Origin of the sequence: Nonomuraea sp. NPDC048901 (assembly GCF_040649695.1) — a bacterium.
GTDB lineage: Bacteria > Actinomycetota > Actinomycetes > Streptosporangiales > Streptosporangiaceae > Nonomuraea.
Genome location: NZ_JBEZFW010000005.1, coordinates 677,445 through 701,714 on the forward strand (window position 1 = coordinate 677,445; position 24,270 = coordinate 701,714).

Genomic DNA, 24,270 nt, shown 5'->3' on the forward strand with positions numbered 1-24,270 from the left:
CCGCCCCCCATGCCAGTCGATGCCCGAGCGTCAGACGTGCTGCCGTACGCCCCCGCGCGGGCGGGCGGTGCCGACCAGGCGCGCGGTCCGTACCTCCCACGCGCCGCAGGCGCAGCGCAGGTAGGACACGACGCCCTCGGAGGTCATGTGGGAGGAGACGACGGCGAGAGCCAGCGGATCGTGGAGGTCTCTGGAGTGCATGACTCCAGCCTGATGTAATGGTCTTATGCATTTCAATGCTTACGGAGGCAACGGCGCCGCTCTGGCGGCCGCCCTGGTCAACGGCACCGACTTCCGGCCGGAGGCGGTCGAGGCGATGCTCGCGGAGCACGCCATGCTCCGTCCCCAGGTCACGCCCGAGCAGGCGGCCGAGCTGGCGGAGTGGCGGCACCGCCTCGCCCCGCTCTTCGGGGAGCAGGACCAGGACACCCAGATCAAGCTGATCAACGACCTGCTCGACATCACCGCGTCCAAGCCCTATGTGAGCGCGCACGACGGCCGCGAGCCGCACCTGCACTTCTTCTCCGTGGACGCCGACATCGTCAGCAGGGCGAAGGACACCACGGCGGGCGGGCTGGCCATGGCCATCTCGTTCTCCGACGGGCGCCGGCTCGGCCGGTGCGACCGGCCGGGGTGCGAGACGGTCTACGTCGACACCTCGCGCAACGGTCGGCGCCGGTTCTGCTCGCTGGCCTGCGCCAACCGGGTGAACGTGGCGGCCCATCGGGCCAGGGGCCTTGCCGGATAATGCTTGCCGGATGATTTCCGGCCGGGTACAGTCCTCTGCGACGTATCGCCGAGCCCTGGGGGCAGTTGACGTGAGGGTCTGAGGTCGCGGGCACCGCACCTGGCCGATTCCTTCGGCGTACGATCCTTTGTCGCATCCAGCTGTCGTCATCAGGCGTCGTATTCAGCGGTGTTTCCCGCCAAGTCACGAAATTTCGATCTTTGTGACGGGAGCCACCTCATGTCATTCTCCATCGTCGTCGACGGCGTGTCCTTCGCCTGGTCCGACGGCACCCCTGTGCTCGACGGCCTCGACGCCGCCTTCCCGGCCGGGCGCACCGGCCTGATCGGGGCCAACGGCTCCGGCAAGACCACCCTGCTCAGGATCATCGCCGGCGAGCTGGTCCCCTCCACCGGATCCGTCTCGGTCATGGGAGAGGTGGGCTACCTGCCGCAGAACCTTCCCCTGCATGCCGCCCGTACCGTCTCCGACCTGCTCGGCATCAGCGCGGCCCGCAAGGCGCTGCACGCCATCGAGGCCGGCGACGTCGCCGAGGAGCACTTCACGGCCGTCGGCGACGACTGGGACGTGGAGGAGCGCGCGCGGGCCGAGCTGGACCCGCTCGGCCTCGGCCACGTGGGGCTCGACCGTACGGTCGCCACGTTGTCGGGCGGCGAGACCGTCATGGTCGCGCTGGCCGCCCAGTTCCTCAAGCAGCCCGATGTCCTGCTGCTCGACGAGCCCACCAACAACCTCGACCTCGACGCGCGGCGGCGGCTCTACGCCGCGGTCGCCGCGTGGCCGGGCGTGATGGTGGTCGTCAGTCACGACCGGGCGTTGCTCGAGCTCGTCGACCGCATCGCCGACCTGCGCGAGGGCACCGTCCGCCGCTACGGCGGCAACCTGAGCGCGTACGAGGAGATCCTTGCCGCCGAGCAGGAGGCCGCGGAACGCGGCGTCCGGGTCGCCGAGGCCGACGTGAAGCGGCAGCAGCGCGAGCTGGTCGAGGCCGGCACCAAGCTCGACCGGCGCCAGCGCTACGGCGCGAAGATGTACGCCAGCAAGCGCGAACCGAAGATCATCATGCAGGCGCGCAAGCGCCAGGCCCAGGTGTCGGCGGGCAAGCACCGCAACATGCACGCCGAGAAGCTGGAGGAGGCCCGTGACCGGCTGACCGAGGCCGAGCAGGCGGTCCGCGACGACGCGGAGATCCGCATCCAGCTACCGGGCACCGCGGTGCCCGCCGGCCGCGTGGTCCTGGAATTCCCGCTGTCCCGTACGGCGCGTGAGTCCGATCAGGCGCTGAAGCAGCTGGTCGTGCGCGGACCCGAGCGGATCGCGCTGCTCGGCCCCAACGGGTCCGGCAAGACCACCCTGCTGCGGCGCATCACCGAACACGGGGCGAACGTCCCGGTCCGCTACCTGGCCCAGCGGCTCGACCTGCTCGACGACTCGCTGAGCGTGCTCGACAACGTCCGCGCGCTGGCGCCGTCCGCGCCGGTGAACGACGTACGCGCCCGCTTGGCGCGGTTCCTGTTCCGGGGCGATCGGGTGGCGCGGCCGGTGGGCACACTGTCGGGCGGCGAGCGGTTCCGCGCGACCCTGGCGGCGTTGCTGTCGGCGGAGCCGCCGCCGCAACTGCTCCTGCTCGACGAGCCGACCAACAATCTCGACATGCCCAGCGTCCGCCAGCTGGCGCAGGCGCTCGCCGCCTACCGGGGGGCGCTGATCGTGGCCAGCCACGATCTGCCCTTCCTGGAGATGCTCGGTTTGACCAGGTGGCTGCGGCAGGACCGCGAGGAGGGACTGACCGAATCGTAATTGACGGGTGGGGATCAATCCGGCGATAGTGTGGCACGTGGCTCCCCCTCGCTTGATCTGTTCCACGCTCGCGCTCGCGAGCCTCACACTGGCCGCGTGCTCCGCCACGCCCCAGCGGCCGAGCGGCGGCGAGGCCAGTGTGAGCGGCGTCGGTGGCGGCACCGGCTCGATCGTCGCGAACTCCGGTCCGGCCACCCCACAGAGCAGCGGCCCGACCGGCCCGGCCGCGCTGACCGCCGAGGCGTACAAGAGCGAGCTGGGCACCAAGCACAAGGCCATGCTCGACGCGATCAACGCCATGGCCGGCGCCCGTACCGTCAAGACGCTCAACCAGCGCGTGCAGAGCGCCCAGGAGCAACTGCTGGGCGCCGCCAACGAGCTGACCGCCATCGCGCCGCCGCAGGAGGTGCGCGCCCAGCACGACGCGTACGTGGCCAGCCTGCGCGAATTCGCCACCCAGCTCGGCACCACGGCGGGCAAGGTCCGCAGCGGCAACCTGTGCACCTCGTCGGCCGTGCTGACCGACCTGGGCGACCGGCTCGACTCGCTCGACCAGGCGGGCGAGGCGCTGCAGGGCGCCGGCGGCTATCCGGCCGACGTGGTCACCGTGAAGGCCAAGGGCAAGCAGTCGAGGCGGCTCGGCAACGGCCACTATCTCCGCAAGACCAGCATGTCGGGCCGCAGCTCGCTGCAGATCGACAACGGCGGCACCCGTGACGCGGTCGTGACCGTCCTGAAGGGCAAGTCCACGGCGTTCAGCGTGTACGTGCGCAAGAAGGCGAAGTTCAAGGTCAGGGGCGTGCGCGACGGCAGCTACAAGATCTTCTTCACGCACGGGGTGGACTGGGACGGCAAGAGCAAGTCGTTCACCCGTGAGTGCAGTTTCGAGCGGTTCCAGAAGACGGTGAAGTTCAAGACCACGTTCACCGCGACGCAGATCCGCTGGCACGACTGGCGGGTCACGCTGCACGCCATCTCCGGCGGCAACGCCCGCACCTCCGACGTGGATCCGGAGCAGTTCCCGCACTGACGGGCCGGGGCCGCGTACTTGGAGTTGGAGTACGCGGCCCGCTGGATCGGGGGAGCAGGCCTGATCGGGCCGAGACTGGATCAGGTCGAGAACAGCATGCCCACCCAGCTGCGCTGGCCACGGTGGTGGCCGTAGTGGTGGCCGCCACCGTGGTGCGGGGCGCCCCACGCCGGGCCCGGCGCGGGCGGCGGAGCGGCGTGGTACTGCGACTCCATCCGGGTCAGCGTCTCGAGCTCGCCATAGTCGAGGAAGATCCCCCGGCAGTTGTCGCACTGCTCGATGTGGACGCCATTACGCTCATATGTCCGCATATTGCCGCGGCACTTCGGGCACTGCATTTCACGCTCTCCTCGGCTTGGAGTTTAGGGAAGAACCTACCGCGCGAAACACCGTCACGCTCGGACGATTCTGTTGCACGACTCGACCAACGAATGCTCCACCTCGTCCAGTTCCCGACGCTCCCGGAAGGCGTTGAGCACCGCCACGGCGGCCAGTTGCACGGTCAGCGCCCGGGCGGGAAGGTCCAGCTGTTGCCACGGGTCGTCGCCCCGGCCGAGCGCGGGCCCGCCGGAGGCGAGGTAGGCGCCGAGGAACCGGTCCCAGACGACCGGGTCGAGCAGCCCCGCGGCGTACCAGGCGGCCGGTCTGGCCAGGTCCCAGGCGGGGTCGCCGACGCCCAGGTCGTCGACGTCGATGAGCAGCCAGCGGTCGCGGCAGACGAGCTGGCCCAGGTGCCAGTCGCCGTGGGTGAGCAGCCCGGGGCCCGGCTCGGGCTCGGGGAGCTCGCTGAACGCCCGGCGTACGAGCTGCTCGACGGGACCGTCGCCGGGCATCCGCCGCACCGCGCGGGCAGCCCGAGCCGGTCCGCCGGCCGCGGGCAGCGGCGGTAACAGCGTCAGGGGTACGGCGTGTAACCGGGCGAGCAGCCTGGCCCCCTCCTCCCAGGGCGCGGCGTCGGGGGCGTCCTGGGAGACCGGGCGTCCCGCCGGCCACACCGTGACGGCCCGGCCCGCCACCGTAAGCACCTCGGGATCCAGCGGCGCCAGCATCAGGCCGCTGAGCGCCGCCGACGCGGCCGCGCGCAGCCTCGGCCGCAGCGACTCCACCTCGTCGCGCGCCGAGTGCGCCTTCACCACCACCTCGCCCCGGCGCAGGACCACCACGTCCGTACGTGTCGGATGGCGCACGATGTCGCCCGTGCCGCCATAAGCGCCGGCGATCCCCGCCAGCTCCTCCTCCAGAGCCACTCGTACAGACTAGAGGTCATGAGAATAGGTTTCGCCGTGCCCCAATCCGGGCCGTGGGCCACGCCGGGCAACATGCGTCGCGTCGCCGCCCGCGCCGAGGAGCTGGGATATCACGAGCTCTGGACCTTCCAGCGGGTGCTCTATCCGGTGGGGCATCCGATGGGACCGACATATCGCAGCGTGCACGACCCGCTCGTCACGCTCGCCTACCTGGCGGGGGTGACCAGCACGATCCGGCTGGGTGTGGCGATCGTCAACGCCTTCGTCCAGCCGGTGCCGCTGGCCAAGCAGCTCGCGACGCTGCAGAGCGTCTCCATGGGCAGGCTGACGGCCGGGCTCGGGCTGGGGTGGCTGCGGGAGGAGTTCGAGGCGGCGGGGGTCGGCTTCGAGCGCCGGGGGCGCAGGGGCGAGGAGTTCGTCCAGGTCCTGCGCAAGGCGTGGCAGGACGAGGTGGTCGAGCACCACGGGGAGTTCTACCAGGTGCCGCGCTCCCACATCGATCCCAAGCCGTCGCCGGTGCCGCCCATCCTGCTCGGCGGCACCGCCGACGTCGCGCTACGGCGGGCCGGGCGGCTCGCTGACGGCTGGATCAGTTCGAGCCGGGAGGACCTGGCGGCGGTCGCCGGGCGGATCGAGCTGATCAAGTCGGCGGCCGCGGAGGCGGGCCGCCGCGACGCCGACGCGCTCCGCTTCGTCTGCCGTGGCGTGACCCGCGTACGCCCGGAAGGCGCTGCGGATCGGCAGCCACTGACGGGCACCTACGAGCAGATCAGGGCGGACGTCGGCAAACTGGCGGCGCAGGGCGTGACGGAGGTCTTCCACGACCTGAACTTCGATCCGGAGATCGTCACCTGCGATGCCAAGGAGGCGATGCGCCGCGCGGAGGAGGCCCTGGAAGCCCTGGCACCCTCGGCTTAGCGCTTGGCTGTTCCTGGCATGGTGGGCGCATGCGCTTGATCAAATACGGTCATGCCTGTATGCGTTTGGAGGTCGATGGCCGGGTGCTCGTCATCGACCGGGCACGTTCTCCAAGAGCGAGGCCCTCGACGGGGCCGACGAGGTGCTGGTGACCCACGAGCACCCTGACCATATGGACCTCGACCAGCTTTCGGCGGCACGTGAACGCAACTCGGCGCTCAGGGTCTACATGCCGCCATCAGCCGTCGAGAAGGCACTAGAGCCGGGCGCGGCGGCGATCGCCGTCGAGGTGGGGCAGCGTTTTACCGCGATCCGCCTCGAATGAACCGGCTGGGCCACGGCGGTGTCGTCCAGCCACGCCAGCACGGGCAGCTGATCGCGCACCACCCACTCCGCATCCGTCATGTCGGAGGGACAGGCCCGCGCCCGCTCGGGCCGGTCGGCCGCGTTGCCGTACAGGTGTGCGCGGCAATCACACGACCGGAAAAGCGAGCTGGACTCGCGGGGAGCCGGCACGTCCGCGAACGGGGTCCGGGCGCCGGCCCGTGAGACCGCCCGGCCGCGGGCTGTCGTGTGATCGTGGCGAAGCGAGCCCGCCGGTCAACAGCACCGGGAATGATCGCGTCCGCCTTTCGCGTTGCGCGGATCGGACATTCTCGACAGCTTGAAGATACGCAACACGCCACTCAAAGGCGAGTACGAGCCGAGCACGACGCAGTTGGTACGTGACCATGTGGAGCTGTACGAAAGCTCCGGCGGTACGGAAGGAACCACGCTGGGCAGTCTGATCGGGTCGGAAGACGCGAACCGGCGGGACCTGCCTGTCGTCATCCTGACCACCCTGGGCGTGAAGAGCGGCAAGATCCGCAAGTCCCCGCTGATGCGGGTGGAACACGACGGCTCCTACGCCGTGGTCGCCTCCTTGGGAGGAGCCCCCAAGCACCCGGTCTGGTACCACAACGTGGTGGCCGAACCCCGGGTGGAGCTTCAGGACGGCCCGGTGCGCCAGGACATGCTGGCACGTGAGGTGACCAGGGACGAGAAGGCCGTGTGGTGGGCTCGAGCCGTCGAGGCGTACCCGGACTATGCCGACTACCAGAAGAAGACGGACCGTGAGATCCCCGTCTTCGTTCTGGAGCCCGCGGCCGAGGAACACTGACACGTGCTCGAAGCACAGTGACGGGCTCGTGACGCGGCTCTGGCGTCCGCCTGACAAAGGACCACAACGGGCCAAACCCTACGCCGTCGGCGGGCGACCACCCCGATTTCCAGCCCGGGATTTCCCGGACATGCGCGGGGCGAATTCGTAGAGACATCAGCCGTGACTGTTTGGTTTCGCGGGACTAACGGGTCAGTGAGCGGTCGGTCGGCCGGTCACTGGCATGCGGCTGGGCAGCGGGGCGCTGCGGTCGCAGGGGCCCGTCTCGCGGGAGAAGCCGACCGCCGCACAGTGGCCGCGGCTGGAAGCCGAACCGACCCGTGAGTTGTTGGCGCACGGGTTCGCCGACGACCAGCGCTGGACTCTGGCCCCTGGTCCCCGCGGAGCGGGCGGGTGGGGCCGCGTCCGCGCTGTATCTCCCTCCTTGCTCGGTAGGAGTGACCATGTCGTCGACACCCTGCTCAGCCAATCCTTGACACGTGATCATCCTCGCGTTCATACTCCGTTCAAAGCGCTTCGATCAGCTTTCGACGCCTCCCATTCGATAGCCGGGCCTTGACTTTCATCTCGGCGGTCAGCTCCCTTTTGTGTGCACGCACAACACCCCCCCAGAACGCAAGGAGTGATGGCTCGACAATGCATTCGGGAACGTTAGGACGTAACGCACGGCGAGGATTGTTCATGGTCCTCGCCGTCATGCTGGTGGGAACGGTGGGCGTCTCGCCGGCATTCGCCCACTGGAACGGCACCGGTCAGGACATCGCCAGTATTCATATCTACCCCTACAGCTATAACGGCACCTGGCAGACGCCGATGAACAAGGCGCTGTCCAATTGGAACGCGACCGCGAGCCCCGCCAATTTCTACAAGAACTCAAATTCAGGTTCAACGATCACGGTGAAGTCCTACAGCAACACCTATTACGGGCACTATCAGAGGTGCGGCGGGATGTGCATGTACGTCCGGCTGAACTCCCGGACGATCAACAGGGACGCGTCGAACTTCTCGAACTTCGTCACGAGCACGTTGGTTCACGAGCTCGGGCACGCGTTGAACCTCGCGCACAACTCGGGCACCTCGATCATGAATTCGAGCAGGAACCGCAACTCGATGACCAAGCCCCAGTCGCACGATGTCGCCGACGTCAATGCCTACTACTAAAGGAGGCCGGCCCGTGCTACGGCGTCTTGGCGCACTTGTCTTCGCCGCGGTGTTCGTGACCGCATGCTCGGCGCATGAGGAACCTGTCCTCTATCGAGCCGACTATCCCCAGTACCAAAGCGCCGACGCGCTCTTCGAGAAGGCGACCCTCGTCGTCGAAGCCCGCATCGTCGGAGAGCCGCGTTATCTCCAGGAACAAGAGGAAGCGCCCGATCCCGCAGAGACAGATCCGAACCTGAATCCCAACGCGGGAGCCCCGGCAGGGGTGGCTGCTCAGCCCGAGGCCCCGCCGACGGTCATCACCGTCTACACCGCCCAGGTGATAAAGGTCTTCAAAGGTCAGGCCCAGGTGGGGCAGTCCATCGAGGTCAAGGAGCTCGGGGGAAACTTCGAAGGGGTGACCTATGAGGAGGAGCACACCACTCCGATGAACCAGGACAGCGGCTACGTCCTGTTCCTGGAAACCTACCCTGACTCGCCCGCCGCATTGCTCAACCCCGTCCAGGCCAAGTATCCGCTGGACACCTCCAGCAACCCCGAGTCGCTGCCGGACAACACCCTTAAGCTGACGCGTGCCGAACTGGAAACGATGTCTTAACTCGGAAATATCCCACCCCGAACAGCCCGCCTTGTGCGGGCTCTTCGGCGCCTCGTGGGTGGGCCGCAAGCCATCCACGGAAATCATCGCCTCGTAACAGAGATATGCACCTGATATGGGCTCTTCGCCGTCAAGCGCGGCTGCCTCGACCCCGCTTGACTTCGAAGAGCCGTCATGACAGTCGGGGCCGGCCGGGAAGTGGGCGATGCCGCACCTCCGGCAGGTGATCCGGGCGATACGGTAGGGCGTCATGAGATCGGTCCACGTCATGATCGCGGCGTCCCTCGTAGCCGTCCTCGCGGGATGTGGCGGTGCGGCGGACGGATCGGCGGCACCGGATCGGCCCGCCCAGGCCACCGCTCCGAGTGCCACCCAGACGCCCTCTCCGGAGGCGGGAGCCATGGGGGTGCCTGCGCCTGATGTCCGCATTCCCAGCGACGCCGTCAAGCTGGCCGATGCTCTGAAGAAGACGACCGCCGCGCTGAACGAGGCGATCGACAGCTGGACCAAGGGGTCGCAGGAGCGGCCGCCGCAGGACGTCGTGTTGCTCTCTCTTCATCAGCAGCGCATCTACCGGGTGATGGCCCGCAGTACGACGCTGACCCAGGGGGTCGTCAGGCGTCTGCCCAAGGGGCTGGCCGCTGAGGCGCGCGACAACGCCACGGCCATCGGGAAGCTGCTGTCCCTGGCCCGTCCGATCAGCGCGGCGCAGCGCAAGCGGATGCGTCTGGTGGAGCCGCAGCCCGCCGAGCGTTTGCGTGGCTACATGGTGCGGGCCGAGAAGCGGTTCGGCGTCGAGTGGGAGGTTCTCGCGGCGATCATGCTCGTCGAGACGAAGTTCGGACGGGTCAGGTCGGCGAGCTCCACCGGGGCGCAGGGGCCCATGCAGTTCATGCCGGGTACGTGGCGGCAGTACGGGCTGGGCGGGAACGTCCAGGACGCGCATGACGCGGTGCTTGCCGCGGCCAACTACCTCAAGGCGTCGGGGGCGCCGCGAGATTACCGGCGTGCGGTGTTCGCCTACAACCACGACGCCCGGTACGTGGATGCCGTCCTCGCGCACGCACGCCAGATCAAGCGCGACTCGCGCAGCTTCTACGCGTACTACAACTGGCAGGTCTTCGTCCTGTCCGCGCAGGGCGACGTCCGCCTCACCGGCCCCCGCTGACCTTTGCCGAGCACGCCCGGCTCGGCCGCGTCTGGTGGGCCCGTTTCATCCGTTCTCCCGACATGAGGTTCGGGGAGCCGTCCAACAGGGGCACGCTACGGGCAGCCGTTCGCCAAGGAGATGGAACACGACGCGGACATCGTCCCCCTCTTCCTCCAAGTCGGCCCGCGGTGTTTGACGATCAGGTGGGCCTGCTCGGAGAGGCCGCCGTGCGCCACCGACAGAGTGGCGAGTATCGACATGTACACCGAGGCCGTGCCTGAACGCAGCTTTCTGGTACGTGCCTCGAAGACGAGAGGCGACACATTCGCCCCCCGTCTCCTCAGCGATCAAGACCGAGCAGCAAGGCTGTCCACTGCGCATCCGCCTGCCCGCCATTCCATCGGTCGCTTTCGTCGACGATCCGCTTGTTCGGCCCGTTTCGGGTGCGTTGGATGAACTGCTGCCCGCCCTGACCGCCTCCGGGCTCGGCGCCTCTGCGAGCTACGGGGCGCGTACCAAGCCCACGCCGCGGTCGGCGACGTCCACTCCCGCGGCCAGCGGGCTGACGACGGCCTCCGCGAGCAAGCGTGCGGTGACGGTGGAGGCCGTCGCGGGCAGCGGCGACTTCAGCACCTCCTCCCACCACAGCGCCGCCACACCGGCGACGTGCGGCGTGGCCATGCTGGTGCCGCTCAGAGTGCGGAGGCCGCCGCCGGCCCGGGCAGAGACCACGCCGACACCAGGAGCGCTGATCTGCGGGAAGGTGTTGGAGAAGGGCGCGATGACCAGGCCGTTGCCGGTGACAGTCGACTGAGCCAGCGCACCGACCGCGATGACGCCCTGCGCGGCGCCGGGCAGCGACACGGCGATCTCGAAGTCGGGGCCGGTCTCGCGCTGGCTCTCGTTCCCCGCGGCGGCGACGACGATCGTGCCGGTGCCGATGGCCTGGCGGGCGGCGACCATCTGCATGAGAGCGTCAAAGAGCCGCAGGTTGGCCCGGTACGCCTCGAGGGCGAGCGAGGTGGCGAAATTCGGCTGCCGTCCCTGGTCGACCAGCCGCTGGACCATGCCGGGGAAGTCGAACCCCAGGGACATCGAGATCACCTGGGCGCCCTGCTGCAGCGCCCACTCAAGCCCTCGCAGCAGCCCTTCGGTGTCGCCGCTCCCGTCGTCGGCCAGGACCTTGCCGATCAGGGCCCGCGTCACACCAGGCGCGACACCGATCCGCGTGCCGTCGATCGGACGGCCGAAGATCGTGCCCGCGCAATGGGTACCGTGGCCGGCCTTGTCGCCGAGGCCCGAGCCGCTGAAGTCCTCCTGAATGAGCGTCACCCCGGCGAAAGCGGGATGAGTGGCGTCAATGCCAGTGTCCAACACCGCCACGATCACGTCCGCCCCCGTACGCGTCGAGACGTCGGCCCCCACCGCCTTGACACCCCACGTGGCCGCTGCCGCACGCGCCTCAGCCTCCGCCTGCTCACCGGTGCCGTCCTCGATCGGACGGATGAGCGACGTCGGCATCACGCGCGCCACCCCCCGCACCTCGGGATCGCGGACCATGTCGCGTACCTCGCGTTTGCTGAGCTCGACGGCCTCCACGTGCGGCTCCGCACCGACGGCGAACCCTCGGGCCGCCCCGAGCTCCGCCGGCAGCGCCATCTCGAACGGACTCGCCGTACGCGCGCCGCTCAGATCTCGCAGCACGCTGTATCTCTCACCCATGGCAGCACTCCTGATCTCCACCGCCCCGGATGGGCCGGCTCCCACGGAACGATGCCCATGCGTGTCTCGGCTCGCCCCCAAGCCAGGATGAAATGAGGTCAATGAACGGGCCGCTCCTCCTTTCTGGACGCCGTGTGCCGCCAGTCCGCGAGATGCTGCTGCAGATCGATGCGCCGGAACTGGTAGTACGGTCCCCTGGTGCGCAGCGCCTGCGATCGACGGGGTTCGCGCGGACCCAGGCTCTGAAGCCCAGATGCCCCAGGCCGTGAGTCCGACCATGAGCCCGCCCACGATGCGGATGAAGGTCGGGGTCTTGCGGGTCCGGCTTGAGGTTATAGCCGGTCACATCTTCGATCGCCAGTTCGGCCACCAGCTTGTTAATCGAGATGGAAAATCGATTCACTCTTTAATCGCGCGATGTTTTTCGCCATTGTAAGCCGGGCATCTAAAGCCTGTTTTTGCTGGGCGGCCTGGAAGGCTTCATAGCGATGAAACCCATAATGGATATGCCGGGAGAGGACGCGGGCTCATGGCGGCAGCGCGCCCTGGCGCACATCACCGAGTTGCGGAGCCAGCTTGACGGGCTGGACGGAGAATCTCCGGTCGCTCTTGGTGCACAAAGGCACCTCAAAGCGGCTGAAGAGGCTGCGGCGCGCAAGCCGAGTCTGGCTGGAGCCTGGTCGGGATTCGCCGTGGATCGCACCTGGGCGAATATCAACGAGGCTGAAGTCGCTCTTTTGAGACTGATGCCGCCTGAAGAACTCCCGTGGTGGGGCAGTGATGTCCTCGCGCGCGCACTGCAGCACCTGGGGAAGCAGGACCCGCGAAGGGCCAAGCTGGAACAACTTCTCCGTCATCAGGACGGAAAGCTGGCTCCGGAGGATCGAACATTGGCGGTGATCACCATGCAGGCGGCCAACATATCCGCCCAGCAGGAGAGGGCACGGCTCCGCAGCTTTCGTAACACGATATTGGCGTCCACCGTCATCATGGCGGTCATCGCCGTGGTCCTGGCCGTAGTGGGTCTCATATATCCGGCGGTGATAAAGCTCTGCTTCAATGATTCGTCGACCGGGCCCGCGTGCCCGATCGGCCCCAATCCGAGCAAGTGGGACGTGCCCGTCGTGGAGCTCATCGGGCTGGCCTCGGCATCGCTGGTGGGCGCTTTCGGGCTTCGTCGAATTTACGGGACTTCGGCGCCTTATATGCTTCCAATCGTGTTGTCACTCCTGAAGCTTCCGGCCGGAGCCGTGTCCGCGGTCATCGGTCTGATGCTGATTCAAGGACGCTTTATCCCGGGACTAAGCAATCTCGACACCAGTGCGCAGATCATCGCCTGGGCGGCGGTTTTCGGAGCCGCGCAGCAAATTATCACAGGACTGGTGGATGAGCAGGGGCAAAATGTTCTCAGAAGTGTCCGGGACAGTTCGCGTGGGGTAGGAAAAGAAGCGGGTGATGATGACTCTCCACCGGGGTCGGCGCCACCAAGGGAAAAGCAGCTGTGATTAAGCGGCTCAATCATCTGACAGGGAGGCTGGACCGCATCGTGGCTGTTCATCGCCCCATGAGAGGATCGGCATTCCAGATGCTGTACTGAGCGAATAATTTGCCTGTTCAGGAGCTTCGCCCGGCGGTCAGAGCGTCTCCGTGGGCAGGCTGACGGCCGGGCTCGGGCTGGGGCGGCTGCGGGAGGAGTTCGAGGCGGCGGGGGTCGGTTTCGAGCATCGGGGGCGCAGGGATGAGGAGTTCGTTCAGGTCTTGCGCAAGGCGTGGCAGGACGAGGTGGTGGAGCACCATGGGGAGTTCTATCAGGTGCCGCGCTCGCACATCGATCCCAAGCCGGCGCCGAGCAGATCGGGGCGGACGTCGGCGAACTGGCGGCGCAGGGCGTGACGGAGGTCTTCCACGACCTGAACTTCGATCCGGAGATCGTCACCTGCGACGCCAAGGAGGCGATGCGCCGCGCGGAGGAGGCCCTGGAAGCCCTGGCACCCTCCGCCTAGGCGCGCGGCCGGGTGTGCAGGTGGAGGTCGCGGAGCAGGCATACCTCGGCCAGATGGTGGATCAGCTCGCGGTTGATGTGCAGCACCAGCGCGGACAGCGGATACTTGGCATACGGTCCCTCCGCCTTCCCACACGGGCGGGCGAGGCCGGCTTCACCGAGGGACTCGACCCCGGCCAGCCACGTGGCGTACTCCGCGTCGAGCTGGGCCAGCGCCGCGTCCGCGCTCGCGGCGTACTCGAACGACTGGTAGTCGATGGGCGCGCGACCGAAATGGGAGGCGTTGCGCATCGCGAGCACGCCGACGATCACGTGCCCGAGCCGCCAGGCGATCGTCGTGAACGGTGGCGGATCGGGCATCGGCATCGCGAAGTCGATGGTCATCGCGCCGGACCCGGCCCGCACCGGCGCGTCGCCGGTGCCGCGCGGGCGCACGCTCCAGCTGCCGGGCGCGGGCTCCCAGAAGTACTCGTCGTCGGTGAGCCCGTCGAGGCGTTCGCGCACCTGATGGGTCCAGTGCCAGTGGGTCTGATCTCGGAGCAGGGTGTTCCAGGTCTGGTCGGTCATGGGTCCAGCCTGCCGCAACGGACAGGATCGGATTGCCGTCTTCAGTAGAGTGCGATGCCGCCGAGTGCCGAGAGGTAAGGATCATCATGGATGAGCGGGAAGTGGCCGAGCCGTGGGAAGGCGTCCTGATCACTCCTGACGTCATCGGCCACACGGGCGTTCTTGTTCTGGCGGGGTCGAGCGGACGCATCGACCGGGAGCGGGCTCGTATCCTCGCCCAGGAGGGCATGACCGCGATGTCGATCCGATGGTTCGGCGGTCCCGGACAATCACCGGGCATCTGCGAGATCCCCTTGGAGACTTTCGTGTCCGCCATCGACCTGCTCGAATCCACCGGCGTACACCGCATCTGCCTGCTGGGCTCCTCCAAAGGGGCGGAAGCCGCCCTGCTCACCTCCGTCCATGACCCGCGTGTCGACGGCGTTGTGGCGATGTCGCCTACCTCCGTGGTGTGGGGCAATGTCGGCTCAGGGCAAGACGGACGGGACCGCCCTTACCGGTCGTCCTGGACGTGGAAGGGGCAACCGCTGTCTTTCATCCCGTACGACGACAACTGGACTGCTCCTGAACCGGCGGACGGTCCGGTGGCCATTCGCGGCTGGTACGAGCGCAGTGAGCGGACCTTCGCCGGCCTGCTCCCCGCCGCCGAGATCCCCATCGAGGAGAGCAGGGCTGACGTGCTGCTGGTGGCGGGAGGGGACGATGCGATGTGGCCGTCCCTCCCGTTCGCCGAGCGACTCCTGGCCCGTCGCGGCACCGCTCGTCTGATCAGCCGGGCCGACGCCGGTCATCGCCCGCGTCTTCCAGGTGAAGGCCCGGCCCCTGAATCGCCGCGCTTTCTTTACGGGGGTGACGCCGCCGCCGACGCCGAGCTTGGAGCGGCCGCCTGGCCGCACATCCTTGATCTGCTTCGCGGCTGACCCGAGCGATCACTGCCACTTCAGCGAGCTTCGGGTCGTCCAGTAGGTCTGGGGGTCCTCGGTCAGCATGGCCAGGCGCTCGTCCAGTTCCGTATCCCAGCCGACCCGGGTCGCGGTCAGATTGCTGTGGAACTGGTCCACCGAGGCGGCCCCGCTGAGCACCACGCCGGTCCACGGTTGCGCGAGGACGGCGGCCAAGGCCAGCGCGTCCGGTGTGACACCGCGTTCCCGGGCGGCGCCGGCCAGCGCCGGAGGGGCGGCGTGGGAGGTCAGGCGGCCGTTCGCCACGCCCTCCTTGACGATCACGCCCAGGCCGGACCGGTGCGCCCGGGCCAAGGCGGGGCCGGCGGATCGCTCCAGCAGGTTCCAGGTGGCCTGGATCGTGTCGAACAGGCCGATCTCGATCGCCCGGTCGATGGTGTCCGCCTGGTGCGGGCCGGTCGTGGACAGGCCGACCGAGACACCCCCGGCGCGCAACTCGCGCAGTTCGGCCAGGATGTCTTCGTCGCCGAGCACGCCGCTTTCGACGGTGGCCGAGTGGATCTGGTAGAGCGAAAGGTGCTCGCCCAATAGCGCTCGGGTCTGGTCCAGTTGGTGGCGCAGCCGGTCGGCGGACAGTTCCTTCACCTCGTGCCGGTCGGCGTCCATCCGCCAGTCGCCGACGTAGGCGTATCCCCATTTCGACCCCACGGTCACGGCCCCGGGCGCGATGGCGCGCTCATGTAGCCAGCCGCCGAGGAACTCCTCGGCTCTGCCGTAGGAGCGGGCCACGTCGAAGTACCGTACGCCGGCCGCCAGCGCCGCATCCAGCACCGCCCAGGTCCGCGCCCGCATCGCGGCGACGCTGCGATCATCGCCGAGATCCTCCTCCCGGCCGAGCGTGATGTACGCCGGTCGGCCCAGCGCGGCCAGCCCGATCCCCACCGGCGTGACCGGCAACCCGCTCCGCCCCATCGGCCGCACAGTCAGCTCATCACGCATCTCGGCGCCTCTGCTTTCATAGTCGGTATACCGCTCGGGATGATGCCACACCAGCGCTTTGACCAGGAGCGATGGGGTCCGGTGTCAGGACGCCGCGAGCCGGAGCGCCTCTCCGGCGACCGCGTGACGCAGGCCGCGGATGCCGTCGCGGCCCCGCACCGGGTGTACGGCGTTCGTCAGCAGCACCACGGTCAACCGGCGGGCCGAGTCGACGACCAGCGAGGTGCCGGTGAACCCGGAATGGCCGAAGGCGGCGTCCAGCGGTCCCACGATGGCCGGATCGCCGATCCGTACGCCGAGGCCGTGGCGGAACGCCGCGCCCTCCGCTCCCTGGTCGCGGACCATCTCGGCCACGGTCTCCGGGCGCAGCAGCGCGCCACCGCCCAGCCGCAGTGTCTCGCCGAATGTCAGCAGGTCGTCGGCCGTCGCGAACACGCCCGCGTGTCCAGCCACGCCGCCCAGGCCGTACGCGGTCTCGTCGTGCACCTCGCCGCGCACGCAGCCGGGTTCCTGTCGCTCGGGCTTCCACTCGGTGGCGGCGATGCGCGGGAGCGTCGCCGGGCCCGGGCGGTAGCCGGTGTCGGTCAGGCCGAGCACGCCGGTGACCCGTTCGCCGACCAGTGCGTCCAGTGGCGCGCCGCCCGCCAGTTCGGCGACGCGGCCCACCATGACCATGCCCACGTCGCTGTAGAGGTACGGCCCGCCGACCGGGCCGGTGACCGGGGTGCCGACCATCGCCGCCATGCGCGCGGCCGGATCGGCGTCGGGTAGTTCGAGGTCTATGCGGCGCGTGGGCCGCAGGCCGGCCGTGTGCGTGAGCAGGCGTCGCAGGGTGACCCGGGGGTCGGCGCCCGGCAGCCAGGCCGCCACCGGCTCGTCGAGGTCCAGGCGGCCCTCCTCGGCCAGCGACAGCACCACGGCCGTGGTGAACAGCTTGCTGATCGAGGCCAGATCGAAGAGCGAGTCGCGGGCCGCCGCCGGCCGGTCGGCCATCAGGGTGCCCTCGAGGTCGGCATAGCGGACGAGCTCCCCGGCGACGGCCGAGGCCGCCACCGAGCCGTCCACGGAGATCACCGCCACCGCCGCCGAGCACACGCGCGGCACTCCGTCCGCCAGGATCGCGTCCAGCCGATCGGACATCGTTCAGCCTCCCCGTAAGTCCGCCGGCTCGTGGGTTCACCGCGCCCACGAGCAGTTCCGGGCCGTACAGGAATCCGGTCCGTCAAGCAGTCCGGCCCGTGATACAGCCCGTCCCGTCAGTCGCTCAGCACGTCGCTCAGTCGCTCAGCGCGTCGCTCTCAGCTGCTCAGCGCGTCGCTGAGCCGCTCGCCGTGCGATTCCAGCAGGGCGCGGGCCCCTCCGGCGTCGAGCCCGTGCTGGATCATCAGCACCGCTATCTTCGCCTGTCCGCCCGCCGCGTCCAGCGCCTTGCCCGCCGTGTCGTTGTCGGCGCCGGTGATGTCGCGCACCATGCGGAGCGCCCGGTCGGCCAGCTTGCTGTTCATCGCCGACATCTCGATCATCTTGTTGCCGTACGTACGGCCGAGCCGGACCATGGAGATGGTGGAGATCATGTTGAGCACCAGCTTCTGAGCCGTGCCCGCCTTGAGCCGGGTGGAGCCGGTCACCACCTCGGGACCCACCACCACCTCGATCGCGTGCTCGGCGGCGGCCGACAGGGGCGCGCCGTCGTTGCACGAAAGGCTGACGGTCAGCGCGTCCCGCCGGGACGCCTCCGCCAGTGCGCCGAGCACGAAAGGCGCCCGTCCGCTGGCCGACACGCCCACCACCGAGTCGAGCGGGCCCACCTCCAGCTCCGCGAGCGAGGCGGCGCCCGCTTCGGCGTCGTCCTCCGCACCCTCGACCGAGCGGGTGAGCGCGTCCGGACCGCCCGCGATGATGCCCTGGACGAGCGACGGATCGGTGCCGAACGTCGGCGGGCACTCGGAGGCGTCGAGCACGGCCAGCCGCCCCGACGTACCGGCGCCGACGTACAGCAGCCGCCCGCCCTCCGCCATGCGCGCGGCGATCGCGTCGATGGCGGCGGAGATGACCGGGATCGCGACGGCGACCGCGGCGGGCACGGCGGCGTCGGCCTGGTTCATCAGCCGGGCGACCTGCTCTGTCGGCAGCCGGTCGATCTGGCTGTAGCGGGGATCGCTCTGTTCGGTGGGCAGCTCGGGGAGCGGATCAATCATGACGCTAATTTCCACCCTCTACTTCTCTCTTGTAAATATCTTTCAGACAATGGGTTCATGACGTACGTACGCACTGGCGCTGAACGGCTGGCCACGGATCCCACCCTGGCGGGCGGCGACCGGCTCGGCCTGATCACCAACCCCACAGGAGTCCTGCCTGATCTGACCCCCACGACGGACGCCCTCATCGCGGCCGGGGTGCCGCTGACGGCGCTGTTCGGTCCGGAGCACGGCATGCGGGGCACCGCTCAGGCGAACGGCAGCGAGTCCGACACGATCGACCCCAGAACCGGCCTGCCCGTCTTCGACACGCACAAGGTCTCCGGCGCGGCGCTGGACGAGGTGGTGGCCGGCTCCGGGGTCGACACGCTGGTGTTCGACATCGCCGACGTCGGCACGCGCTTCTACACCTACATCTGGACCATGTACGACCTGATGGCCGCGGCGAGCAGGCTGGGCCTGCGGTTCGTGGTGCTGGACCGGCCCAACCCGCTCGGCGGGACCCTTGAGGAGGGACCGCTGCTCGACCCGGAGTTCGCCAGCTTCGTCGGCAGATTCCCGCTGCCGGTACGCCACGGCAGGACCGCCGGGGAGCTGGCCACGCTGTTCGGCTTCGACCTGGACCTGCGCGTGGTCACCATGGACGGGTGGCGGCGCGGCATGAGCTTCGCCGAGACCGGGCTGCCCTGGGTGATGCCGTCGGTCAACATGCCAACCGTCGAGACCGCGTACGCCTACCCGGCCACCGGGCTGTTCGAGGGCACGAACTTCTCCGAGGGACGTGGCACCACCCGGCCGTTCGAGCTGGTCGGCGCCCCGTACGTCGACGACCGGTTCGCGCCCGCGCTCAACGCGCTCGGCCTGCCGGGGGTGCGCTTCAGGGAGACCTGGTTCACGCCGACGTTCCACAAGCACGCGGGCACGACCGTGCACGGAGTCCAGCTGCACGTGCACGACCGGGAGGCGTACCGGCCGGTGCTGACCGGTCTGTCGATGCTGCACGTGGCCCGCACGCTCTACCCGGGCGAGCTGGCCTGGTGGGGGCCCGAGCTGTTCATGGACCACCTGTGGGGCTCCGACACGCTCACGAGGTGCCTGGACGCCGGGGAGGACCCACGCGCCCTCTGCCCAGACCCCGTCCACCCCGAAGGACGGCTCCTCTACTAGCGGCGCACCGCAGGTTGCGGAGTGCGCACCTACGGTGGCCGCGTGAAGCGGCGCACCGAAGGTGGCGGAAACCGTACCGGCGTGTGACATCACGCCAGATCGCGTCGGTAGAGCCAGAAGACGCGTTCGGCCCGCGCGCCCACGGCGTGCGAGTAGAACCGCAGCGGCCCGACCCAGCCGATCTGCGCGCTGGACAGTCCGGCGGCGCGCATCTCGGCCAGGCAGCGGCGCAGCAGCACGCCGCCCACGCCGAGCCCGCGCGCCTCGGGCGCCGTCCCCATCGGCCCGAACCACGCGGGCCGCGCCCCCCAGGCGGCGAACCCCAGGATCCGCCCATCGCGCTCGGCGTAGTGCAGCCCGGCGGCGTTGGCGGCCTCCCAGGCCCAGTTCTCGTTCCAGTGCTCACGCACAAAGGCGGCGACGCGCTCCCGATCCGTCACGGCCGCGTGCACGCTCACTCCGGCCTCGGCCAGCCGTGCCGGCTCCTCTTCGACGGACAGGTCCGCGCCGAGGTCGGCGGTCATGTTCCAGGCCACGTGATAGCGCTCGTAGCCGAGGCGCTCCGCCAGGCACGCGGCGGCGGTGTAGCGCACGTCGATGCCCGGCCAGGCGTAGCAGGGCGGGTTCCCGGCGAAGCGCGCCTGCGTCGCCCCCTCCGACCGCAGCCACTCCTCGGCCGCGCCGACCAGCGCCCGGCCGTGCCCCCGGCCCCGCGCGTCAGGGTGTACGGCCAGCAGATCGAGGTGCCCGACGGCCGGATCCTTGGCGGACACCGAGGCCATGACGACCCCGCCGTCCATCACCAGGGCGGTCCAGCGCCGATCGGCGGGAGGACGGGCCAGCCGCTCGACCAGGGCCGCCCCTTCGCCGCCGTCCAGCGTGAGCGCCGCCCGCGCCACCTGCGCGGCGACCGCGAGGTCGGCTGCGTCGGCGTGCCGGATCACCTCCGCGGCGCCCGCGAGGTCGGCGGAGTCGGCCTGCCCGGTCACCGGGTCACACCTCGCTCATCGGGCGCGCGATGACGCTGCGCCGCCGCGGGTAGTAGCAGGCGTGCTCCTGAGGTACACCGTCCGTCACCTGGAGCAGCGGCCGCTCGCTCGTGCACCCGTCGCCCCGGAACGGGCAGCGGGGCGCGAACAGGCACCCGCTGTCGGACTGGTCGGCGGCGAGCGGCTCCAGCGGCACCACCGGCTCCTCACCGGGCCGCTCCAGCCCGTGCAGGACGGGGATGGCCGACAGCAGCGACTGCGTGTACGGATGCACCGGGTCGGCGATGATCGTGTCCACCGGCCCGCGCTCCACGACCTGGCCGCGGTAGATCACGTACAGCTCGCCGTCGCCGCCGATGTAGCGCGCGGTGGCCACGTCGTGCGTGATGAACAGCACGCTGACGCCCAGCCGCTCGCGCAGGTCCTTCAGCAGCGCCAGGATGCCGAGCCGCAGCGACACGTCGATCATCGAGACCGCCTCGTCGGCGACGAGCATCTCGGGGTCGACGGTCAGCGCGCGGGCGATCACCACGCGCTGCCGCATGCCGCCCGAGAGCTGGTGCGGGTAGCGCGACAGGACCGTTCCGGGGTCGAGGCCGACCAGCGACAGCACCTCGGCGGCCCGCTCGTCGATCCAGCCCTTGGGCCGGCCGGTCTGCCCGGCCCGCAGCGCCAGCGGCGCCTGGAGGGTCTGGTAGATCGTCCGGGTCGGGTTCAGCGCCGAGTAGGGGTCCTGGTGGATCATCTGGATCTTGCGGAAGTGCGGCTGCCGCTGCTTGACCTTCAGCGGCGACATGGGCGTCCCGTCGATCGCGATCTCGCCCGCGTCGTAGGACTCCAGCCCGGCGATGATGCGCCCGAGCGTGGTCTTGCCGCAGCCCGACTCGCCGATGAACGAGGCGGACCCGCCCTTGGCGATCGCGAAGTCCACGCCGCGCAGCGCCGGGACCTCCCGCTTGCCGAGCATGTTGCCGCGCTGCTTGAACGTCTTGGTGATGCCCGTCCCGGTAATCACGAAGCGTGCTCCTTCACCGTCACCGCGTGGCAGGCCACGAACCTCGCCCCGTCCGCCACCACCGAGGGATCGACGGTGTCGCACACGTCCATCCGCAGCGCGCAGCGCTCCCTGAACACGCAGCCCTCCTTGGGCACCGTCGCCAGCGTCGGCGGCCGTCCCGGCAGTGCGCGGGCCTCGTCGATGTCGCCGACCAGCCGGGGGATCGCGTTGATCAGGCCCCTGGTGTAGGGATGGCGGGGCGCGCCCAGCACCTCCCTGGTGGGCCCCTGCTCCACCAGGCGTCCGCCGTACATGACCGCGAGCCGGTCGGCCACCTCGGCCACCACGCCGATGTCGTGCGTGATCACCAGGGTGGTCAGGCCGCGCTCGGCGTGCACCTCGCGGACGATCTTCAGGATGTTCGCCTGGGTGATCATGTCCAGCGCGGTCGTCGGCTCGTCCAGCACCACCAGGTGCGCGTTGAGCACCAGCGCCAGCATGATGCCGACCCGCTGCCGCATGCCGCCGGACAGCTCGTGCTGGTGCGAGTCTAGCACCCTGGCCCCGTCGAGGCCCATCCGGCCCAGCAGTTCCCTGGCCTCGCGGACCAGGCCGGGCAGATCCTGGACGCCGTGCGAGCGGCCCAGGTCGAGGAGCTGCTTGCCGACCGTCTTGAGCGGGTTGAGGGAGTTCTGGGCGGCCTGGAAGACGTACCCGATGTGGGCGCCCCTGGCCTTGCGCAGCTCCTCGCCCGCGAGCCCGACCACGTCGCCGAGCCCGTCGATCTCCACGCTGCCCGCCGCGATCCTGCCCGGCGGCTGCACCGCGTTGAGCAGCGACAGGGCCAGCGTCGACTTGCCGGACCCTGACTCGCCGACGATGCCGGTGATCGTGCCGGGCTCCAGGGTCAGGCTGATGCCGCGTACGGCGGGCAACTCGCCCGCCGGCGTCTTGTAGACGACCGTGAGGCCGTCGATGCGCACTCCCGGCGCTTGGTCCGCCACTGCTACTCCTCACGCAGCCGGGGGTTGAAGATCTCGTCCATGGCGTCGACCACGAGCACGATGCCAAGGGTGAGCAGCAGGATCGCCAGCAGCGGCCCCAGCAGGTAACCGAGCGCGTTGGGCGTGATCATGGCGCCCGCCTGGAACACGGCCAGGTTGAGCATCACGCCCCAGTTGTTCGCCTCGTACGGCAGCACGCCCAGGAAGAACAGGCCCACCTGCGCGTAGACGGCGCCGGTGACCGCGATGAGCATGTTCATCGCGATGTACGGAGCCATGCTGGGCAGCAGTTCCTTGCTGATGATGTGCCTCGTGGACAGGCCCAGCCCGCGCGCGGCCTCGATGAAGCCGCGTTCGCGCAGGGAGAGCGTCTGGGCGCGGACGGCCCGCGCCACCCCGCCCCAGCCGAGCAGGCCGAGCACCAGGCCCATCTGGATCGGGCTGCCGAACTTCCAGACCATCGCCAGGACCAGCAGCAGCGGCAGGCCGGGGATGGTGAGCTTCATGTCGGTGATCCGCATGAGCACGCTGTCCCAGCGGCCCCGCTTGAACCCGGAGAACAGGCCGAGCGTGGTGCCGAAGACCACTGTGATGACCGCGGTCACCGCGGCGCTGAGCAGGACGTAGCGGGAGCCGGTGATGACCAGCGCGAGCACGTCCCTGCCCTGGGGATCGGTGCCGAACCAGTGCGCCCAGCTCGGCGCCTGGGTGATGGCGTTGGTGTCGCCCGGCAGCTGGTCCGGATAGAACATCGGCCCGAAGGCGCCCATGAACGCGAAGCCGGCGATGATGATCACCCCGGCCAGCCGGCTGGGCTTGCGCTTCATCACGCGCCAGACGCCGAGCCAGAAGTTACGGCGCATGGTCGCGGCGGCGGACGCCGTCTCAGGGATCAGCACGGTGCTCATGTCGAGTCCTCTCCGCTGCGCACCCGCGGGTCGATCACTGTGTAGAACAGGTCGGCCACGATGTTCGCCACGATGACGGCGGCGGTGATCAGCAGGAACGCCCCGCCCATCAGCGCGTAGTCGCGGGTGTTGATGCTCTCGATGAGCAGCCACCCGAGTCCCGGATAGTTGAAGATCTTCTCGATGAAGACCGCGCCGCCGAGGAGCAGCCCGAGAGACAGGGCGAGGATCGTGAACAGCGGCAGGATCGCGTTACGCGCGATGTAGCGGAAGATGATCGAGCGCTTCATGCCGCGCAGCTCGGCGGCCAGGATGAAGTCGTCGCCGAGCACGGTGACCACGCTCGACTTCATCGCCAGCACCCAGCCGCCGTAGGCCGACAGCGCGTAGGTGGCGATCGGCAGCACCGCGTGCTCGGCCAGCGAGCCGAGGTAGCCGGCGTTGAAGCCCGGCTCGAACATGATGTCCACCGGCCCGTCGGCGGGCAGGATGGGGATGAGCGTGGCGAAGATGACCACGAGCAGCATCGCCAGCACATACTGCGGGATGCCGTGCAGCAGCGAGCCGGAGATGGCCAGGGCGTCGCCCAGCTTGCTCTTGCGCTTGATGGCCGCGTAGACGCCGAGGATGACGCCGACGAGGAAGCTGAGCAGCGTGCCCCCCAGCACCGGCAGGATGGTCCACTTGGCCGCCTCGCCGAGCACGCCGAGCACGGGCTGGCCCGGACGGCTGACCGAGGTGCCGAGATCGAAGTGGAGCAGCCCGCCGATGTAGTCGGTGTACTGCTGCCACAGCGAGCCCGTCGGCTGGAACCCGTACAGCACCTTGACGGCCTGCGTGGCCGCCTCCGGAGACATGCCGCTCTGAAGCAGCTTGTCGTACTGGGCCGCCATGGGGTCGCCCGGGATGTTGTTGATGATGAAGAAGCTGATCGTGGCTACCACGATGATCATGACGAAACCGCGGGCCAGGTGGCCCGCGAGTCGCCGTGCGATAAGCGTCAT

The 24,270-nt window shown here is 69.2% G+C and carries 26 protein-coding genes; 13 read left to right on the top strand and 13 right to left on the bottom strand.

Translation table 11 applies throughout. The features are described from left to right. Window positions 1-30 precede the first annotated feature (30 nt). Window positions 31-201, bottom strand: a complete 171-nt coding sequence (locus tag AB0C30_RS20725) for a hypothetical protein (protein ID WP_357946078.1) — start codon at window positions 199-201, stop codon at window positions 31-33. A 25-nt stretch (window positions 202-226) separates the two neighbouring features. On the opposite strand from AB0C30_RS20725, the gene AB0C30_RS20730 reads away from it, so the two are divergent. The 3 genes from AB0C30_RS20730 to AB0C30_RS20740 all read left to right on the top strand — a co-directional run bounded on the left by AB0C30_RS20730 (window position 227) and on the right by AB0C30_RS20740 (window position 3,578). Next, entirely contained in the window at window positions 227-748 is a 522-nt protein-coding gene (locus AB0C30_RS20730; RefSeq protein ID WP_357946081.1) for a CGNR zinc finger domain-containing protein, read from the top strand. 219 nt (window positions 749-967) lie between these two features. Further along, window positions 968-2,548, top strand: coding sequence for an ABC-F family ATP-binding cassette domain-containing protein (locus AB0C30_RS20735; protein ID WP_357946084.1), 1,581 nt, complete (start codon window positions 968-970; stop codon window positions 2,546-2,548). A gap of 37 nt (window positions 2,549-2,585) precedes the next feature. Then, window positions 2,586-3,578, top strand: coding sequence for a hypothetical protein (locus tag AB0C30_RS20740; protein ID WP_357946087.1), 993 nt, complete (start codon window positions 2,586-2,588; stop codon window positions 3,576-3,578). A gap of 80 nt (window positions 3,579-3,658) precedes the next feature. Here AB0C30_RS20740 and AB0C30_RS20745 read toward each other — a convergent pair whose 3' ends face one another. Continuing rightward, the gene (locus tag AB0C30_RS20745) at window positions 3,659-3,916 is read right to left on the bottom strand and encodes a zf-TFIIB domain-containing protein (RefSeq protein WP_357946089.1); all 258 of its coding nucleotides are present in this window, start codon (window positions 3,914-3,916) and stop codon (window positions 3,659-3,661) included. Between the two features lie 54 nt (window positions 3,917-3,970). Next, window positions 3,971-4,825: a phosphotransferase gene (locus AB0C30_RS20750; protein WP_357946091.1), complete on the bottom strand. Its 855-nt coding sequence runs from the start codon at window positions 4,823-4,825 to the stop codon at window positions 3,971-3,973. A gap of 18 nt (window positions 4,826-4,843) precedes the next feature. Between AB0C30_RS20750 and AB0C30_RS20755 the strand changes: the two genes are divergently transcribed. The 6 genes from AB0C30_RS20755 to AB0C30_RS20780 all read left to right on the top strand — a co-directional run bounded on the left by AB0C30_RS20755 (window position 4,844) and on the right by AB0C30_RS20780 (window position 9,829). Beyond that, window positions 4,844-5,743 (top strand): TIGR03619 family F420-dependent LLM class oxidoreductase, encoded by a 900-nt coding sequence (locus AB0C30_RS20755; RefSeq protein WP_357946094.1) that lies wholly within the window; start codon window positions 4,844-4,846, stop codon window positions 5,741-5,743. Further along, window positions 5,682-6,068: an MBL fold metallo-hydrolase gene (locus tag AB0C30_RS20760; protein WP_357946097.1), complete on the top strand. Its 387-nt coding sequence runs from the start codon at window positions 5,682-5,684 to the stop codon at window positions 6,066-6,068. The genes AB0C30_RS20755 and AB0C30_RS20760 overlap by 62 nt, the downstream gene beginning before the upstream one ends. 339 nt (window positions 6,069-6,407) lie before the next feature. After that, window positions 6,408-6,902, top strand: coding sequence for a nitroreductase family deazaflavin-dependent oxidoreductase (locus AB0C30_RS20765; protein ID WP_357946099.1), 495 nt, complete (start codon window positions 6,408-6,410; stop codon window positions 6,900-6,902). 681 nt (window positions 6,903-7,583) lie between these two features. Further along, window positions 7,584-8,063, top strand: coding sequence for a hypothetical protein (locus AB0C30_RS20770; protein WP_357946102.1), 480 nt, complete (start codon window positions 7,584-7,586; stop codon window positions 8,061-8,063). A 13-nt stretch (window positions 8,064-8,076) separates the two neighbouring features. Continuing rightward, the gene (locus AB0C30_RS20775; protein WP_357946104.1) at window positions 8,077-8,661 is read left to right on the top strand and encodes a hypothetical protein; all 585 of its coding nucleotides are present in this window, start codon (window positions 8,077-8,079) and stop codon (window positions 8,659-8,661) included. 250 nt (window positions 8,662-8,911) lie between these two features. Continuing rightward, on the top strand, window positions 8,912-9,829 hold the full coding sequence (locus tag AB0C30_RS20780; protein ID WP_357946107.1) for a lytic transglycosylase domain-containing protein: 918 nt from the start codon (window positions 8,912-8,914) through the stop codon (window positions 9,827-9,829). 483 nt (window positions 9,830-10,312) lie between these two features. On the opposite strand, the gene AB0C30_RS20785 is transcribed toward AB0C30_RS20780, so the two are convergent. Then, complete coding sequence (locus AB0C30_RS20785) at window positions 10,313-11,533, bottom strand: S8 family serine peptidase (RefSeq protein ID WP_357946109.1); 1,221 nt, start codon at window positions 11,531-11,533, stop codon at window positions 10,313-10,315. Between the two features lie 458 nt (window positions 11,534-11,991). Between AB0C30_RS20785 and AB0C30_RS20790 the strand changes: the two genes are divergently transcribed. Further along, window positions 11,992-13,038, top strand: coding sequence for a hypothetical protein (locus AB0C30_RS20790; RefSeq protein WP_357946111.1), 1,047 nt, complete (start codon window positions 11,992-11,994; stop codon window positions 13,036-13,038). 142 nt (window positions 13,039-13,180) lie between these two features. Then, a complete protein-coding gene (locus AB0C30_RS20795) occupies window positions 13,181-13,426 on the top strand; it encodes an LLM class flavin-dependent oxidoreductase (protein WP_357946113.1) in 246 nt (81 codons plus the stop codon). Between the two features lie 106 nt (window positions 13,427-13,532). On the opposite strand, the gene AB0C30_RS20800 is transcribed toward AB0C30_RS20795, so the two are convergent. Continuing rightward, complete coding sequence (locus AB0C30_RS20800; RefSeq protein WP_357946115.1) at window positions 13,533-14,102, bottom strand: DinB family protein; 570 nt, start codon at window positions 14,100-14,102, stop codon at window positions 13,533-13,535. Window positions 14,103-14,188: 86 nt separating this feature from the next. On the opposite strand from AB0C30_RS20800, the gene AB0C30_RS20805 reads away from it, so the two are divergent. After that, window positions 14,189-15,022: an acyl-CoA thioester hydrolase/BAAT C-terminal domain-containing protein gene (locus AB0C30_RS20805; RefSeq protein ID WP_357946118.1), complete on the top strand. Its 834-nt coding sequence runs from the start codon at window positions 14,189-14,191 to the stop codon at window positions 15,020-15,022. 9 nt (window positions 15,023-15,031) lie between these two features. Here the strand turns inward: AB0C30_RS20805 and AB0C30_RS20810 are convergent, their stop codons facing one another. The 3 genes from AB0C30_RS20810 to murQ all read right to left on the bottom strand — a co-directional run bounded on the left by AB0C30_RS20810 (window position 15,032) and on the right by murQ (window position 18,201). After that, a complete protein-coding gene (locus tag AB0C30_RS20810) occupies window positions 15,032-16,003 on the bottom strand; it encodes an aldo/keto reductase (RefSeq protein ID WP_357946120.1) in 972 nt (323 codons plus the stop codon). Window positions 16,004-16,087: 84 nt separating this feature from the next. Next, window positions 16,088-17,143 carry a serine hydrolase domain-containing protein gene (locus AB0C30_RS20815; RefSeq protein ID WP_357946122.1) on the bottom strand — a complete coding sequence of 352 codons (1,056 nt, stop codon included), beginning with the start codon at window positions 17,141-17,143 and terminating at the stop codon, window positions 16,088-16,090. A gap of 158 nt (window positions 17,144-17,301) precedes the next feature. Then, window positions 17,302-18,201, bottom strand: a complete 900-nt coding sequence (murQ, locus tag AB0C30_RS20820; RefSeq protein ID WP_357946124.1) for an N-acetylmuramic acid 6-phosphate etherase — start codon at window positions 18,199-18,201, stop codon at window positions 17,302-17,304. Window positions 18,202-18,258: 57 nt separating this feature from the next. Between murQ and AB0C30_RS20825 the strand changes: the two genes are divergently transcribed. Continuing rightward, window positions 18,259-19,368, top strand: coding sequence for a DUF1343 domain-containing protein (locus tag AB0C30_RS20825; RefSeq protein WP_357946127.1), 1,110 nt, complete (start codon window positions 18,259-18,261; stop codon window positions 19,366-19,368). A gap of 89 nt (window positions 19,369-19,457) precedes the next feature. Here the strand turns inward: AB0C30_RS20825 and AB0C30_RS20830 are convergent, their stop codons facing one another. Genes AB0C30_RS20830 through AB0C30_RS20850 form a run of 5 tightly spaced genes read right to left on the bottom strand, consistent with a single transcriptional unit; the run spans window position 19,458 to window position 24,270 of the window. Beyond that, window positions 19,458-20,357 carry a GNAT family N-acetyltransferase gene (locus AB0C30_RS20830; RefSeq protein ID WP_357946129.1) on the bottom strand — a complete coding sequence of 300 codons (900 nt, stop codon included), beginning with the start codon at window positions 20,355-20,357 and terminating at the stop codon, window positions 19,458-19,460. Window positions 20,358-20,361: 4 nt separating this feature from the next. Then, window positions 20,362-21,372, bottom strand: coding sequence for an ABC transporter ATP-binding protein (locus tag AB0C30_RS20835; protein ID WP_357946131.1), 1,011 nt, complete (start codon window positions 21,370-21,372; stop codon window positions 20,362-20,364). Next, on the bottom strand, window positions 21,369-22,358 hold the full coding sequence (locus AB0C30_RS20840) for an ABC transporter ATP-binding protein (protein WP_357946133.1): 990 nt from the start codon (window positions 22,356-22,358) through the stop codon (window positions 21,369-21,371). The genes AB0C30_RS20835 and AB0C30_RS20840 overlap by 4 nt, the downstream gene beginning before the upstream one ends. A 2-nt stretch (window positions 22,359-22,360) precedes the next feature. After that, window positions 22,361-23,266 carry an ABC transporter permease gene (locus AB0C30_RS20845; RefSeq protein WP_357946135.1) on the bottom strand — a complete coding sequence of 302 codons (906 nt, stop codon included), beginning with the start codon at window positions 23,264-23,266 and terminating at the stop codon, window positions 22,361-22,363. Beyond that, window positions 23,263-24,270 carry an ABC transporter permease gene (locus tag AB0C30_RS20850; protein WP_357946137.1) on the bottom strand — a complete coding sequence of 336 codons (1,008 nt, stop codon included), beginning with the start codon at window positions 24,268-24,270 and terminating at the stop codon, window positions 23,263-23,265. The genes AB0C30_RS20845 and AB0C30_RS20850 overlap by 4 nt, the downstream gene beginning before the upstream one ends.

Coding starts and splice junctions, on each gene's coding strand:
- AB0C30_RS20730 (WP_357946081.1), top strand. CDS start 227: ATGCATTTCAATGCTTACGGAGGCAACGGCGCCGCTCTGGCGGCCGCC.
- AB0C30_RS20810 (WP_357946120.1), bottom strand. CDS start 16,003: ATGCGTGATGAGCTGACTGTGCGGCCGATGGGGCGGAGCGGGTTGCCG.
- murQ (WP_357946124.1), bottom strand. CDS start 18,201: ATGATTGATCCGCTCCCCGAGCTGCCCACCGAACAGAGCGATCCCCGC.
- AB0C30_RS20780 (WP_357946107.1), top strand. CDS start 8,912: ATGAGATCGGTCCACGTCATGATCGCGGCGTCCCTCGTAGCCGTCCTC.
- AB0C30_RS20845 (WP_357946135.1), bottom strand. CDS start 23,266: ATGAGCACCGTGCTGATCCCTGAGACGGCGTCCGCCGCCGCGACCATG.
- AB0C30_RS20760 (WP_357946097.1), top strand. CDS start 5,682: ATGCCAAGGAGGCGATGCGCCGCGCGGAGGAGGCCCTGGAAGCCCTGG.
- AB0C30_RS20725 (WP_357946078.1), bottom strand. CDS start 201: ATGCACTCCAGAGACCTCCACGATCCGCTGGCTCTCGCCGTCGTCTCC.
- AB0C30_RS20770 (WP_357946102.1), top strand. CDS start 7,584: ATGGTCCTCGCCGTCATGCTGGTGGGAACGGTGGGCGTCTCGCCGGCA.
- AB0C30_RS20785 (WP_357946109.1), bottom strand. CDS start 11,533: ATGGGTGAGAGATACAGCGTGCTGCGAGATCTGAGCGGCGCGCGTACG.
- AB0C30_RS20755 (WP_357946094.1), top strand. CDS start 4,844: ATGAGAATAGGTTTCGCCGTGCCCCAATCCGGGCCGTGGGCCACGCCG.
- AB0C30_RS20745 (WP_357946089.1), bottom strand. CDS start 3,916: ATGCAGTGCCCGAAGTGCCGCGGCAATATGCGGACATATGAGCGTAAT.
- AB0C30_RS20805 (WP_357946118.1), top strand. CDS start 14,189: ATGGATGAGCGGGAAGTGGCCGAGCCGTGGGAAGGCGTCCTGATCACT.
- AB0C30_RS20800 (WP_357946115.1), bottom strand. CDS start 14,102: ATGACCGACCAGACCTGGAACACCCTGCTCCGAGATCAGACCCACTGG.
- AB0C30_RS20815 (WP_357946122.1), bottom strand. CDS start 17,143: ATGTCCGATCGGCTGGACGCGATCCTGGCGGACGGAGTGCCGCGCGTG.
- AB0C30_RS20735 (WP_357946084.1), top strand. CDS start 968: ATGTCATTCTCCATCGTCGTCGACGGCGTGTCCTTCGCCTGGTCCGAC.
- AB0C30_RS20825 (WP_357946127.1), top strand. CDS start 18,259: ATGACGTACGTACGCACTGGCGCTGAACGGCTGGCCACGGATCCCACC.
- AB0C30_RS20850 (WP_357946137.1), bottom strand. CDS start 24,270: ATGACGCTTATCGCACGGCGACTCGCGGGCCACCTGGCCCGCGGTTTC.